This is a genomic window from Salipaludibacillus agaradhaerens, assembly GCF_002019735.1.
GTDB lineage: Bacteria > Bacillota > Bacilli > Bacillales > Salisediminibacteriaceae > Salipaludibacillus > Salipaludibacillus agaradhaerens.
Genome location: NZ_KV917378.1, coordinates 746348 through 761580 on the forward strand (window position 1 = coordinate 746348; position 15233 = coordinate 761580).

The window sequence follows — 15233 nt, forward strand, 5'->3', positions numbered from 1 at the left end:
GCTTTCAAAAAGAAAGAGGGAAAATATACGTAGTCTTAATCCCGGTACTCAATATGACTAAACAAATTTGGAAGTCCCTTGTTCAAGAGAGAAAGGCTGTTGCAACTAATGCAACAGCCTAACATTAAAATCCCTCTCTATGAACAAAATAACGCAGACTATTTCACTAGACATGGAAAGGGTTTAATTGTCTGCTCTTAAGTATGTCAATTGTTCAAAAAAATCAGGGTAAGAGACAGAAATAGCTTCTGAACCTTTTATGGTTACAGGTTCAGTAGCGATTAAGCCACAAAGCGCCATAGCCATACCAATTCGATGATCATGAAAACTTTGTAACGTGCCACCATGAAGAGGTGTTTTTCCAGTAATGATCATACCATCTTCTGTAGGTTCTACAGCAGCACCAATTTTTTTCAGCTGACTCACGACTGTGTCAATTCTATTTGACTCTTTCACCTTTAGCTCCTGTGCATCTCTAATAATGGTCGTCCCATTTGCTTGAGTGGCAAGAACGGCTATTGCAGGAATCTCATCAATTAGACGGGGAATGAGGTCACCGCCTATTGTACAAGAAGATAATGTACTATAGCGAATTGTTAAGTCTGCTACCGGTTCACTTCCTAAATAACGCTCATTCTCAACAGTTAAATCCGCTCCCATAGTTTGCAGCACATCAATAATGCCAGTCCGGGTAGGATTCATTCCAACATTATTTAACGTGATATTACTCCCAGGAACAATGGCTCCTGCTACGAGTAAAAATGCCGCTGAAGAAATATCTCCAGGTACATAGATGGTTTGTGACGAAAGCGTTTGTCCACCTTCTATTGAAGCTGACAATTCATTACTCTCAACGTGCGCGCCAAACGTCTGTAGCATACGCTCTGTATGATCTCGGGACTTGTGGGGTTCAGTCACTTTCGTTACGCCATCAGCGAACATCCCTGCAAGTAATATAGCAGATTTTACTTGTGCACTTGCAACAGGAGAAAGATAATGAATACTGTTTAAACTCCCCCCACGTATGTGAAGTGGTGTATAAGCAGCATTTTGTCTTCCATCAATAGACGTGTTCATCATTTTTAAAGGGCCTGTCACTCTACCCATCGGACGCTTTGCTATAGATTCATCTCCTACAAGCACTGATGAAAAGTCTTGACCGGCAAGAATTCCTGAAAGTAAACGAATCGTAGTTCCTGAGTTTCCAACATCTAAAGGTTTCTCTGGTTCTTCTAGACCATTCAATCCTTTACCTTTTACAAGTATATAATCATCTTCCTCTTTAACCTCAATACCTAGTTGCTTCATGCACGTGATCGTACTCATGCAATCTTCACCTTTTAAAAACCCGTATATCTTTGAATCACCATCAGCTAGTGATGCAAAGAGGATTGCTCGATGGCTAATAGATTTGTCACCTGGAATTGTAACAGAACCTGTTAACCCATCTTTTACAGGGGGGATTGTTGTTGTCACCTTTTTTTCCTCCTTAAAGAACTTCGTATGTGTCATATAAATGTCTATTCAGTTTGTCTTTTGCAAGCGTTAAGTCTTCTTCAGAGCGAAAACTTAATCGCAATACACCCATGATATCTTCCCTTGCCTCAATGATCCGGATGTTCGTTAAACTAATTCTCTCTTCAGCAAGAATTGCTGTCACATCAGAAATGACACCTGGGTGGTCGGGGATGTCCACAAATAAATCGTAAAAGGGCATAAGCGCGCCTCTTTTTTTAGATGGGAGTAAATCACGTGATTCCTTAGCACCTGAAAAAAATGAGTAAATTTGCTCTTCATCAGCTCGCTGCAACATATCTTCTACTTGCGTCATGACAGCTTTCCATTCTTTTAGCATTGGAAGGAGCTCCTCTTTATTATGAAGTAAAATATCTCGCCACATCGAAGGGGAAGCAGATGCAATGCGTGTAATATCTCTAAACCCTCCAGCGGCTAACTCCATAACCATCGCATCTTTTTCTCCTGCTTTTGCTACTTGATGCACAAGTCCTGACGCTATGATATGAGGTAAATGACTAATAAGACCAGCGTAGCGATCATGAGTAACTGGATCTAACTGAATAAATTTTGCCTTTGTTCCTTTAAGTATATCTTGTAGTTCAATGAGCTTACTTGAAGGCACTTCATCTGTAGGCGTCAGTATGTAAAAAGCATTCTCAAATAGCCGCTCTCGAGCTGCTTCAACCCCTGTTTTATGAGAACCCGCCATCGGATGACCACCGATAAAATAAACCCCTTTATTAAAAAGGGGTTTACCAGCTGCCACTACAGACGCTTTTGTACTTCCTACGTCTGTGACTATTGCCCCTTGTTTTAAAGGTAAGGATTTTAATTGTTTAATAATATTAATTGTACTTTCTACCGGTGCAGAAATAATAATCATATCTGCAACCGGTGCTTCTTCAGCTAAGCTCTCAACAATTTCATCAATGATTTGCAAGCTTTTTGCAAGCTTACAGGCTTTCTTATTTACATCATAACCCATAATAATTGTTTCAGGATAACTATTTTTCACAGCAAGAGCAAGAGACCCACCGATGAGTCCCAAGCCAACTACCAATAATCGTCTAGTCACGGTGATCCTCCTAAGCGAGCCACTTCGTTAATTCAGAAATTATCTTATCATTCTGTTCAGGCATTCCAAGCGTAATCCTAACAGATGTTGAATAACCTAGTGCTTCCCCATTACGTGTAATAAAGCCATTTTTTAATAAGAAATCAAATATCTCACTACCAGATCGTTGAAAGTCAATTAGTATAAAGTTCGTTTGTGACGGAAAGTACTCCAACTGATTTTTCTGGCAAAAATCTTCGTACTTTTTCATTTCCTGTGTATTTTTTTCACGACACATTTTAATGAAAGAAGGATCATCAAGTGCAGCTATGGCAGCTGCTTGAGCCATTGAATTCGTGTTGAAAGGCTCTCGTCCTGGGTCAACAGCTTTTACAATTTCTTTAGAAGCTACACCGTAGCCTACTCTTAAAGAAGCGAGGCCGTAAGCCTTCGAAAAGGTTCGTAAAATAATTAAATTTGGATAAGAACTTAACATAGGCAAGGTATCTGGATAGTCTTCTTGTGTAACATATTCATAGTAAGCCTCATCACTAATAACAAGCACATCTTTAGGCACTTTTTCAATGAACGCTTTAAACGCCTGCTCATCTACATATGTTCCTGTAGGATTGTTAGGGTTACAGACAAAGACCATTTTAGTTTTCTCATCAATTGCATCAAGCATAGCATCCAAGTCGTGAACCCCGTTTTGAAGGGGCACTTCTTTTACTTCAGCTCCTTCTATCACAGCATTGTGCCGATATTGAGGGAAAGTTGGTGCTGCTGTCACAATATTATCTCCTGACTCTAAATAAGCACGGCATAAAATTAAGATAACTTCATCCGAACCATTTCCAAAAATGAGCTGTTCTTCCTCAACATTAAGATGTTCAGCTACTTTTTTACGCAACAAGCGGGCATATCCGTCTGGGTATATAGCAATTGTTTCAAACGCATGTGTCATCGCCTCTTTTACATGAGGTGAGCATCCATACGGATTTTCGTTTGAAGCAAGCTTAACAACCTCTTCTAAACCTAGTTCTCGCTTAACTTCTTCTATAGGTTTTCCTGGTTGATACGGTAAAAGACCAACCATTGATGATTTGACATTCATTTCAATCCCTCCACCTAACCGTTACTGTCTAGTTTCTATAGTATTATGAAATGAGCTGTTGTACAAATTGTTTTATCTCACTCAGAGCATTTTCTTTTTTGATAGGCGATGATAACTCTTTCTCTCTTTCAGCGATAAAACGCACTAAAGCACTTCCTACTATCACTCCGTCAGCGACCGTTTGGAAGAACCGTACGTGATCTCGTGTTGAAATGCCAAAACCAGCTAGCACTGGTACATTACTATAAGATGTGACTTCCTGCAATGTGTTTTCTAGTTCGTCCGAGAAATGTTCACGGGTACCAGTGACACCAAGAGACGTGACGAAGTATAAGAACCCATCACCAAGCTCACAAATCATTTTCATGCGGTGTTTAGAACTAGGGGCAATGAGAGAGATTAAGGAGATGTCTGCTGATCCACATAATTCACGCAAATCACGACTCTCTTCAAAAGGTAAATCAGGTATAATTAAGCCGTCAATATCAGCGTCCTTCATCTGATCTACAAGCCTGTCATTGCCAATTGACAAGACAGGGTTCACGTACGTAAATAAAACCACAGGAAGAGTTAAACCTCTTTTTCTCGCTTCTTTTATGCCTTCAACAGCTTTCGATAAGGACCCTCCAGAAGCGCGTGCCCGTTCACCTGCTTCTTGAATTACCGGACCGTCCGCTAGAGGGTCACTGAAAGGAACACCCCATTCAATTGCATCAACTCCTGCTTCTTGTAATGCTAGTGCAATCTCAATTGATGCTTCATAGCTTGGGTCACAACTCATAATGTATGGTACAAACTTGTCATGGCTAGTTCGAAAAGTATCAGCAGTTAAGCGATTCATTCCTCATTTCCCCCTAACACTTCTTGAATCGTGTGAACGTCTTTATCTCCTCTTCCGGACAAACAAACGAGAATGATCTCGTCATTGTGACGGTTAGCAGCCTCTCTTTTAACATAAGCGAGAGCGTGGGCTGATTCTATCGCAGGTAATATCCCTTCCAGTTTACACAAATCCTCTAAAGCAGCCATCGCTTCTTTATCAGTTGCTGCTTCATAGTGAACTCTTCCTATATCTCGTAAATGGGCATGTTCTGGTCCTATACCAGGATAATCCAATCCTGCCGAGATAGAATATGGCTCAGTAATATTGCCATTTTCATCTTGCAGTAAATACGATAACGACCCGTGAAGTACCCCTTTTCTCCCTTTTGTTAATGTTGCTGCATGATCGTCTGTCTCTATTCCTTTACCCGCTGCTTCAATACCTGTAAGGGCAATATCATCGTTTAAAAATGGATAAAACATCCCCATAGCATTACTACCGCCGCCGACACACGCCACAACTTCATGGGGGAGCCTTCCAAGGCGATCATATATTTGTTTTTTACTCTCTTCACCTATAATACTTTGAAAATCTCTAACCATCTGAGGGTATGGGTGTGGACCAACGACACTCCCTATTAGATAAAATGTATCATCAACATTTGCTACCCAGTGACGAATCGCTTCATTTGTAGCATCTTTTAACGTTTTACCACCAGAATGAACTTCAATGACTTCAGCTCCAAGAAGTCGCATTCTAAAAACATTTAAAGATTGTCTTCGCATGTCTTCTGCACCCATAAACACTTTACAAGATAGCCCAAATCGAGCGGCTACTGTAGCAGAAGCGACACCATGCTGTCCTGCTCCGGTTTCAGCAATAATTTGAGATTTCCCCATCTTCTTAGCTAATAGACCTTGCGCCAACGCATTATTTATCTTGTGAGCCCCCGTGTGATTTAAATCCTCTCTTTTTAAGTAAATCCGTGCACCACCGTAATAGTTGGATAAACGTTCAGCGTAAGTTAAGGCAGTAGGTCTTCCCGAATATTCTTTCAATTCTTTTAATAGCTCTTGTTGAAAGCTAGTATCTTCTTTAACTGATAAATAGGCTTCTTCTAATTCTTCCAACGCGTACATTAATGTCTCAGGAACATATTTACCTCCGAAAGGACCGAATCTGCCAAATGAATCTGGCGCTTGATACGTTTTTTTCACAGCTTTTGACATGCTATTCATCTTCCTTTCATCTTTTTGACCATTTGTTTCAATCCCTGAAGAAAGATCAATTCCTGATGGCTTATACGCTAATAGTTTCAGGACATTATCAGGGGTGACTCCTCCTGCGATTAAGCATGGTACACCTTGCCTCTTCGCTTCATGTTCATAAGTAGGGACAGCTTTCCAATCGAATTGAGCGCCTGTTCCTCCCCACGCATCAGCCGTTTTTGTATCCACTACAAAGCCATCTACAATGCCTTCATATTTTCTCATCTCAGATATGGATTCATCGTGATGATGAATTGTTTTGAAAACATCTAAACCACTTCGTCTCTTAATTTCTGCTACCTCATCTGGCGATTCAGTGCCATGACATTGAATGGCATCAACTTTGGCCACCTTCACGATCTCCAGAAGTTTCGACACGGGTTCATTGACAAACACACCTGAAAGTTTTTGTCTTTTAGAAAGAGGATATGCTTCTTTCCACTCAGCTACTTGATGTGGCATAACTTGCCGTTTACTTTTGGCGAAAATGACGCCAAGCATGTCAGCTTCTGATGCCACTGCTTGAGCAAAATCTGTTTTGGACGTGATACCACAAAATTTTAATAACGGTGCCATTACTTCTCCCCCTCATAAAATAGGGAGTTTAAGAGCTGCTGCTTATTTGCACTTCTCATAAAAGCTTCACCAACTAACATGCCATCTACTTGATTTTTCAAGAGACATTCTACGTCTTCTTTCGTGTGAATACCGCTTTCACTAATAAATAACGTTTCGTCATTAGTCACTAAAGGTCGTAATCGCTCTGTTGTGGATAAATGAGTGTCAAACGTTGTTAAATCACGATTATTCACACCGATCATGGTTGGGTTCGTATGTGTGAGAACTTTTTCTAATTCTTCTTCGTTATGCACTTCGACGAGTATTTCCATTCCAAGTTCCATTGCCTGATCATAGAGTTCAGCTAACTGATTCCCTTCTAAAATAGCTGCAATTAATAGAATAGCATCAGCGCCGATTCGTTCAGAATACAAGACTTGCTTTTCATCGACAATAAAATCTTTCCGTAACACAGGTAAGTTAACGTGATTTTTGACTGCTGACAAGTCATCCGCATGCCCTTTGAAAAACGTTTCATCAGTAAGCACTGAAATACCAGAGACCCCGATTTTTTCATATGCTGCTGCAATGGAAAGGGGTTGAAAATGATCGGTTAATAGCCCTTTTGAAGGGCTTGCCTGTTTTATTTCTGCAATAATTCCAAGTGGATGAATGGACGTTAGCAAAGCGTTTTTTAATGATCGAAATGGCGTATCAACAATTCTAGACTCTGGTATAGTTAACGATGATAGCTCATCCTTCTTTTTAGCAACAATTTTGTCTAGTATCGTCATAGTGTGGTCACCTCTTCCCTCTCACTTTGTAACGCAGCTAAGTGGTTTAATACGTGAGTTCCGAGCGCTTTCTTAGCCTCTTTCACACCATCCTTGATCGTTACGGCTCTTCCTTGTACATAGAGGGCCGCTCCAGCATTTAGTAATAATAGGTTCTCAGCGGCTTGCGCTCCTTTTTCAGCAAAAAGTTTTTTGATGAGGGTGGCACTTTCAGCTGGTGATGAGACCAATGCTTTATCAATAGCCTCCGTTTTTAACCCTACGTCCTCTGGTGTAACGATAAATTCATGTATGTGATCCCCATTCACTTCAATAATATAACTTTTACCTTGAACCGTAAGTTCATCTAATCCATCTTCGCCACATACAAACAACGCACGTTTTATACCTAAACGCTGAGATGCATAAGCCATTTTCTTTGCGACTACGTGATCGTAGACACCAATAATTCGGCAAGGCGCATTTGCAGGGTTTGTCAAAGGGCCTAATAAGTTAAAAATAGTTTTCATTCCCAGTTGTTTTCGCACTGGTGCGACATTTTTCATTGCAGAATGATAAATCGGGGCGAATAAGAATGCAAGATGGTGCTTTTGAAGCATGCGGGACACTTCTTGCTCGGTTTCTTGAAAAGGGACTCCTAATGCCGTTAGGACATCTGCACTGCCTGTGGTGGATGAAACACTTCGGTTACCATGCTTTGCTACTTTTACACCTATAGAGCTTAACAATATAGCCACTGCCGTTGAAATATTAAAGGTTCCCTTACCATCTCCACCGGTTCCACACGTATCTAACACATCATAAGGCAAGCTAATTTTTTTCCCTTTTTCTTGCATTCCCTTTGCAAATCCAACTAACTCATCAACCGTTTCTCCGCGATATTGCAACACGGAAAGTATACCTGCCATTTCTTCATTATTTAATTGCCCTTCCATCATGGCTATAACAAGTTGCTTTGCCTCATCCTCTGTTAGTGGTTCAGTTGACATTATTCTTTCTAGCGCTCTACTCATTCTCCTCTTCCTCCTCTTTTTCGTACCTCAGCTCAGCTAATTTAATGGCATAAATTAATGCCCTTGCTTTGTTTCTCGTTTCTTCATATTCGTTTTCAGGAATTGAATCTTGTACGATCCCTGCTCCGGCTTGCACATGGGCCACACGATCTTGTAAAATTATCGTTCGAATAGCAATACATGAATCTATCGCTTGATTAAATCCACAATAGGCAATTGCTCCGGCATAAATGCCACGTCTCGTCTGTTCTAATTCTTCAATAATTTCCACTGCTCTTACTTTTGGTGCTCCTGATACTGTGCCTGCAGGGTGAGCCGCAAATAGAGCTTCAAAAGGGTGGGTATCCTTTTTTAATTGACCCGTCACTTTGGATATAAGGTGCATAACATGTGAAAAATGTGTCACTTGCATCATCTCTTTGACCTTGACACTACCATATTCGCTCACCCTCCCCATATCGTTTCTTGCTAAATCTACAAGCATTAAATGCTCTGCTCGTTCCTTTTCATCTGCGAGTAAATCTTTTGCAAGTGCTTCATCCTCTGCCAGATTATTTCCACGCTTTCTTGTTCCTGCGATAGGGTGGATTTCCAATTCACCTTTTCTTTCAACCTTCACAAGTCTTTCAGGTGAACTGCCGATGATTTCTCTCTCATCAAGCCGTATATAATACAAATAAGGCGACGGGTTAATTTTCCTTAGCACGCGATATAACGAGAGGCCATCTGTCTGAACAGGCACTTTGAAGCGTTGAGACAGAACTGCTTGAAATATATCACCAGCAGCAATGTACTCTTTCACTTTCTGTACGTGATGCATAAAAGTCTCTTTTGTGTAATTGGAGCTAACATTGGCAAATAGATCGTCTTTTATATGATCTGTCATTGGCACCATTGATACAGGAAGAGAGTCATCAACTGCAATGGCCTTCAAAATGGATTCAATTTCATAAGCACCATTTTGAAAAGCCTCCTCTCCATTTATGTCAGCTGTATTTTGTAAATGAATCACCGTTAATTCTTCTTTCCCATGGTGATACGCTAAAATTGTTTGACAGAAAACAAATGACACATTTGGGTTCTCCCTATCCAAACTAGCTGCCAACCTTGGTTCATAACAACCATACGCTTCAAAACCCATATAACCAACAGCCCCACCTGGAAACGGCAACTCCAGCTGCGGATTCGGGGCGACGTTTAAATAGGTTAATACATTATCCCACGTTTCCTGGATATGTTCACCACGCAATATCGTCTCTCGCTTTTTGTTTTCAAAAATAAAACTACCGCCTTTGTCATATAAATAATAAATAGGATTTATCCCAATAAATGAATAGTTTGACCACGGCGATAATGGGTCTTTGCTTTCAAGTAAAAATGCTGCATCTTTGTTAAACAGGTGGAATAATTGAATGGGAGTTGTTGTATCAGCAAGAATATGCGCCGACATTAATACGGTGTTGTATTTAGCAGCCTTTTTAAGAAACTGCTCCTTCGTAATGGTTAACATTTCAATCACCTCTCATGTTTTGACAGGGACTGAAGTGTGAGGATTCACATCATAAATAAGGGGTAAAAAGTATGCTTGCGTTCTTCAAAATATAAATGGTAGAGAATGATTGCCTATTTATCTACCATTTATAAATAAAACGCCTGCCAAAGGGGCAGACGTGTTCACGCATAGCTACACTAAACTCCGCTCTCCTCAACTCCAACTCTGCTCTGCTCTTCATACATCACAATCGATAATACTTACATGCTCTTCGCTCTTCTCTCAACTAAACTTATAGTAATCCTAACGTGTTCACTGTTCGTTTGTCAAGGTTAAGTCTGGGCGAAGTTTTACTGCTTCGTTTAAATATATATGATGGATATCTGCAGGCCTTTTAGTTGTATTGACCGTTACCATTAATCGAATGCACTTTTTCAAGCTACTTGGAACAGGTATTTCCATCGCACACATTATTGGTACATATTGAAAGCCTTCCAAACTTCTTAACCCTTCGGCAGGAAATGCTGCATCTAAATCATTTGTTACTGTGATCAATATGTGACTTATGTCGTCAGGGCAAATATTGTTTTTTTGAATAATATGCGTCATAGCGTCTGCTGTAGCCTTATGGATTTCTGTTTTACTATTTGTCTGAACAGTTGTAGCGCCACGAATGCCTCTCGTCATCATCTTAAGTTTCCCTCCTCTTCAAGGAGTCTCAGTATGTCTTCTTCGCTGACTTTAACGAGTTGCGGTTGACCAATTGAATGCAAAAGAACATAATTTATGTCATTGTGCGACGATTTTTTGTCACGTCTCATTCGAACAATCAATTGATCATGAGCACACCCACTTGGTATTTGAAGTGAGTAGCCTAGTGTTTTCATATAATCCAATATTCTGTTATAGGAGAGCTTTGAACCGAGCAGACGTTCACTCAATTTCAAGGCAAACGACATACCGATAGCAACCGCTTCTCCATGAGTCATGTGACCGTAGCCAACCTCTGCTTCAATACTGTGACCTAATGTATGCCCAAAATTCAAGTAAGCCCTAACTCCTTGCTCCTTTTCATCCTCTTCCACTATATGTGCTTTTATTCGAATTGATCGTTCGAGCAACTCATTTATTATCTCAGATGGTATATGCGATAAGTCTGTAATATTTCTTTCTAACCAATCCAAAAGTTCAGGATCAGCAATAAAACCGTGCTTGATGACTTCTGCAAAACCTGACCGCCATTCCTGGATTGGGAGGGTACGCAACATCTCTGAGTCATAAATGACAGCAGCAGGTGGATGAAAAGCACCTATCAAATTTTTCCCGTGTGCATGGTTAATGCCTGTTTTCCCCCCAACACTACTATCATGGGCTAACAAGGTTGTAGGCATTTGCACATATTGAATACCTCGCATATACGTAGCCGCCGTAAATCCAGCTAAATCACCTGTCACCCCTCCACCAAGGGCTATAATAACAGATTGCCGATCCAACCCATTCTCCAAAGCTTCTGTCAAAAGCTGATGATACATATCAAATGATTTAGATGATTCACCACTTGGAATTAAAGACACAAATGGTTTCTTACTTTCTGGAAAAGACGATAATACATCTGTTAAATAATAGTCTGCGACGTTTTTGTCAGCCACGATCATATAGGCACTAGCAGGATGAGATAGTTGAGCATTTATAAGGTTAAATGTATGAAATCTGATCTCCTGATCAATATAAACAGGGTACTCATGTGATCTACTTGCTATAGTTAAAGTCGGGGACTGCATTAAAACGTCCTCGCTTCCTCTAAATAGTCTTGATAATGTTTTTTAATGTCTGACATTGTATCCGAACCAAATTTCTCTAAAAATGCATTAGCTAATTCCCAAGCTACAGCAGCTTCACAGACAACAGCGGCTGCTGGAACAGCACAACTATCAGACCGCTCAATACTTGCTGTGAAAGGCTCCTTAGAGTCAATATCCACGCTTTGTAATGGTTTATAAAGGGTTGGAATTGGTTTCATGGCTCCTCGTACAACAACAGGCATCCCATTTGTCATGCCACCTTCAAAGCCACCCAGTCGGTTTGTTTTACGAGAAAAACCATTCTTCTCATCATGAGTGATCTCATCATGCACGTCACTACCCTTCATTCGTGCAGCTTCAAAGCCCAATCCAATTTCCACACCTTTAAAGGCATTGATACTCATGACACCGTGAGCAATCTTAGCATCAAGCTTTCTATCATAATGGACGAAACTACCAAGCCCAACCGGTACATTTTCAGCTATTACTTCAACGATTCCACCAATGGAATCACCATTTTCTTTTGCTTCATCGATGGCTGTTTTCATTTTAGTTTCAGCTGAGCCATCAGCACAGCGAACTTCAGAAGCCTCAGTGACTTTTTTTAATTGCTCAACCGTTGTAAACTCCGGTTGTTGACTTACCACATCACCGATTTCTAGAACATGGCCACACAGGTGAATATTAAAGGCTTTTAACAAGGCTTGGGCCACAGCACCTACTGCAACACGTGCCGTCGTTTCCCTTGCTGATGACCGTTCTAAAACATTTCTCATATCACGATGCCGATATTTAATAGCGCCATTCAAATCAGCATGGCCCGGTCTAGGACGTGTTATTTTGCGTTTAATGTCTTGTTCCTCTTCGTCTGAAAGTGGCTCAGCACCCATAATTTTCGTCCAATGTGTCCAATCTTTATTTTCAATGTGCAGGGTAATTGGTGCTCCCGTTGTTTTACCGTGACGCACACCGCTTGTAATTGTTACTTGGTCTTTTTCAATTTGCATCCGTCTTCCTCGACCATACCCTTTTTGTCTTCTTGCTAAATGTTCATTAATATCTTCAACCGTCAAAGGCAACTGACTTGGAACACCCTCAATAATAGCTGTCAACTCAGGCCCGTGAGATTCTCCTGCTGTCAAGAATCGCATGCACTATCAACCTCTACTTTCTTTATCGCTTTTATGTGTTAAAAACTTATTATATCTATTGTTGATGATTTCCCGTTATTTTTCAAGAGAAAAAGCTAAATTTATTTAAAGTGCTCCTGAAATGATATGAAAAGTGACATTATTTTACTTTTTTATAAAAAAAAGTATCTTCCGTTTCGAAACCATATCGCTGTGCTTGAAAGATTTGTTCCGTACTTCCAACAAATAAAACGCCGCCAGGTTTTAATGCGTCACTAAACTTAAAATATAAGTCATCTTTTGCTTGCTCGGTAAAGTATATCATGACGTTTCTACAAACAATTAAGTCAAATCCTTTTTCATAACTATCTGAAAGTAAATTATGCTGTTTAAATTTAATTGCCTTTTTCACTTTGTCCTTTACATGATAGCCAACCATCTCTTTTTCAAAATAGTGATCCAACATGTCTTGAGGCACTTCTTTGAGAGAACGTTCTGGATAGAACCCTTTTTTTGCCCGCGTCAAAATTGATTCATCTAGATCTGTTGCAAGAAGATCAATCTGATCATATTTTAAATACTTATGCAAAAGCATCATGAGAGAGTATGGCTCTTCTCCTGTAGAGCAAGCAGCACTCCATATTTTTAATTTCTTCTGACCTGCAAGCAGCCTGGGGAGTATTTTATTCTCCAGTACCTTCCACCTTTGAGGATTTCTAAAAAATTCTGACACATTAATCGTCATTCGTTGTAGAAATTCATCAAACAGGTCGTGTTGTTTCGAGAGTGCATCAAAATAGTCTGAAAAGGTCGTAAATCCACGTTTATCTCTTAAAGATGTTAATCTACGCTTCATTTGTGCTTCCTTATATAAGGATAAATTGATCCCGGTTTTTTTATAAATCTGTTCTATAAACTTTTGATAATCGTCCATCGTCTGTCTCCTCACTTAAAATGTTTAGTGCTTACCTTACTTGTACCATAATTCGGACTTGAGCACTATATGTATAGTTAAAAAGCCACCTTTTAGGCAGCTTTTATTCTCATTAAATTGGTCATTTCTATCATAAAAGTAAAATAGAGATGAGTATTTTAATATATATTGTTTGCAGTTTCTTTAATCTATATCCATTTAGCTATTTCTTTTTCATATGAGACTAGTTCATCTTCAGTAAAATAGAGCTTTATTTCACGTTGAGCACTTTCTGGGGAGTCAGAACCATGAATAATATTTCTAGAAACATTAACCCCGAAATCTCCTCTTATTGTGCCAGGTGATGAGTCTGTCGGATTTGTTTTTCCCATCATCTTCCGAGCTTCATTAATGATTCCTTCGCCTTGCCATACCATAGCAAAAACTGGACCAGAAGTAATAAACTCAACTAATGAATGAAAAAAAGCTTTCCCTTCATGTTCTTCGTAGTGACTTCTTGCTGTCTCTTCTGTTAGTTGAATAAGCTTTGCCCCTACTAATGTATACCCTTTCAATTCGAATCGAGAGATAATTTCCCCAATTAAATTACGTTGAACACCATCTGGTTTTACCATTAGAAATGTTTTATCCATAATTCCCCGACCTCCACTAATTGTTTTTCGATCATGTTAATCATAGCAAAAATTGAAAAAAGGTACAATTTGGTTATGAAAAAACAAGTCCTTTTAGTCAGACTTGTTTCCAAATTAAAATTTCCTCTCACTGATATAGTCCGCTATTTGCTGTAAAGCAGCTTTTGCACGTAATTCGGGTAAAGGCTCCAGTGCTAACAGCGCTTTTTTTATGTACTTATCAGCTACCTTTTTTGCTTCTTGAATGGCTCCCGTCGCTTTAATATCCTCTATAGTCGCTTTCATATCGAACGGTATACGGCTCTCCATTTTTAGATAGGTGATAATTCTCTCATTCAATTCACTATTTTTCTCCATGGCGAGAAGAACTGGAAGCGTAACGTTCCCTTGAGCTAAGTCACTTCCAGCTGGCTTACCTAGCTCCTTTTCAGTCCCTACAAAGTCTAAAATATCATCCGTAATTTGAAAAGCCATGCCGACGTAATAGCCATATTTTTTTAATTGTAATTGGTGGAGAGGTGAAGCGTCAGCAACAATAGCACCGAGTTGACAGCTCACAGATATAAGAAGAGCTGTTTTTCGTTTAATTCGACGAAAATATATTCGTAAGTTTTGTTGCCAATTATATTGGTCTCGAATTTGCTCAACCTCTCCTATGCACATTTCTACCATAGCTTCAGATAAATATTTATGAAGATCTGGCCGATTACTGAGTGTAGCTATCTCTATTGCTTTTGCAAACATATAATCACCCGTATACATGGCAGTACGGTTATCCCACTTTGATTTAATGGTTTTTTTACCTCTTCTTAACTCAGCATTATCGATGACATCATCATGAACGAGAGATGCCATATGAATAAGCTCTAAGGGCACTGCTACATGTTTTACTTTTTCTATATTATAATCACCAAATTGTGCTGCAAGTAGTACAAATACCGGTCTAATCCGCTTACCTCCTGCTTTCAATAAATGTGAGGAAGCCTGCTGTAATACTTGGTGCTGTGCATCAATATTTTGCTCGATTTCTTTTTCAATTTTTATAATATCCGGCCTTAAATGCCAATATATCTCTGTTAATTTCATAAATTGTCCACCTTG

14 protein-coding genes are annotated in these 15233 nt (G+C 39.7%); all 14 read right to left on the minus strand.

Translation table 11 applies throughout. From position 1 onward, the window contains the following. Positions 1–183 precede the first annotated feature (183 nt). The gene (aroA, locus tag BK581_RS03475) at positions 184–1476 is read right to left on the minus strand and encodes a 3-phosphoshikimate 1-carboxyvinyltransferase (protein ID WP_245828865.1); all 1293 of its coding nucleotides are present in this window, start codon (positions 1474–1476) and stop codon (positions 184–186) included. 13 nt (positions 1477–1489) lie between these two features. Then, complete coding sequence (locus tag BK581_RS03480; RefSeq protein ID WP_078576859.1) at positions 1490–2593, minus strand: prephenate dehydrogenase; 1104 nt, start codon at positions 2591–2593, stop codon at positions 1490–1492. Between the two features lie 10 nt (positions 2594–2603). Continuing rightward, positions 2604–3686: a histidinol-phosphate transaminase gene (hisC, locus tag BK581_RS03485; RefSeq protein WP_078576860.1), complete on the minus strand. Its 1083-nt coding sequence runs from the start codon at positions 3684–3686 to the stop codon at positions 2604–2606. Between the two features lie 43 nt (positions 3687–3729). After that, the gene (gene trpA, locus BK581_RS03490) at positions 3730–4527 is read right to left on the minus strand and encodes a tryptophan synthase subunit alpha (RefSeq protein WP_078576861.1); all 798 of its coding nucleotides are present in this window, start codon (positions 4525–4527) and stop codon (positions 3730–3732) included. Continuing rightward, on the minus strand, positions 4524–6353 hold the full coding sequence (gene trpB / locus BK581_RS03495; protein ID WP_078576862.1) for a tryptophan synthase subunit beta: 1830 nt from the start codon (positions 6351–6353) through the stop codon (positions 4524–4526). Before trpB ends, trpA begins: the two co-directional genes overlap by 4 nt. Next, complete coding sequence (gene trpC / locus BK581_RS03500; protein ID WP_078576863.1) at positions 6353–7129, minus strand: indole-3-glycerol phosphate synthase TrpC; 777 nt, start codon at positions 7127–7129, stop codon at positions 6353–6355. Before trpC ends, trpB begins: the two co-directional genes overlap by 1 nt. Beyond that, the gene (gene trpD / locus BK581_RS03505) at positions 7126–8142 is read right to left on the minus strand and encodes an anthranilate phosphoribosyltransferase (RefSeq protein ID WP_078576864.1); all 1017 of its coding nucleotides are present in this window, start codon (positions 8140–8142) and stop codon (positions 7126–7128) included. Before trpD ends, trpC begins: the two co-directional genes overlap by 4 nt. Next, on the minus strand, positions 8135–9652 hold the full coding sequence (trpE, locus tag BK581_RS03510) for an anthranilate synthase component I (RefSeq protein WP_078576865.1): 1518 nt from the start codon (positions 9650–9652) through the stop codon (positions 8135–8137). The genes trpD and trpE overlap by 8 nt, the downstream gene beginning before the upstream one ends. Before the next feature lie 294 nt (positions 9653–9946). Further along, a complete protein-coding gene (gene aroH / locus BK581_RS03515; RefSeq protein WP_078576866.1) occupies positions 9947–10324 on the minus strand; it encodes a chorismate mutase in 378 nt (125 codons plus the stop codon). Then, positions 10321–11415 carry a 3-dehydroquinate synthase gene (aroB, locus tag BK581_RS03520; protein WP_078576867.1) on the minus strand — a complete coding sequence of 365 codons (1095 nt, stop codon included), beginning with the start codon at positions 11413–11415 and terminating at the stop codon, positions 10321–10323. Before aroB ends, aroH begins: the two co-directional genes overlap by 4 nt. Further along, positions 11415–12587, minus strand: coding sequence for a chorismate synthase (gene aroC, locus BK581_RS03525; RefSeq protein WP_078576868.1), 1173 nt, complete (start codon positions 12585–12587; stop codon positions 11415–11417). Before aroC ends, aroB begins: the two co-directional genes overlap by 1 nt. Before the next feature lie 139 nt (positions 12588–12726). After that, positions 12727–13500, minus strand: a complete 774-nt coding sequence (locus BK581_RS03530) for a CheR family methyltransferase (RefSeq protein WP_078576869.1) — start codon at positions 13498–13500, stop codon at positions 12727–12729. A 188-nt stretch (positions 13501–13688) separates the two neighbouring features. Next, a complete protein-coding gene (gene ndk / locus BK581_RS03535) occupies positions 13689–14132 on the minus strand; it encodes a nucleoside-diphosphate kinase (protein ID WP_078576870.1) in 444 nt (147 codons plus the stop codon). 114 nt (positions 14133–14246) lie between these two features. Beyond that, a complete protein-coding gene (gene hepT / locus BK581_RS03540) occupies positions 14247–15218 on the minus strand; it encodes a heptaprenyl diphosphate synthase component II (protein ID WP_078576871.1) in 972 nt (323 codons plus the stop codon). Positions 15219–15233: the final 15 nt, after the last annotated feature.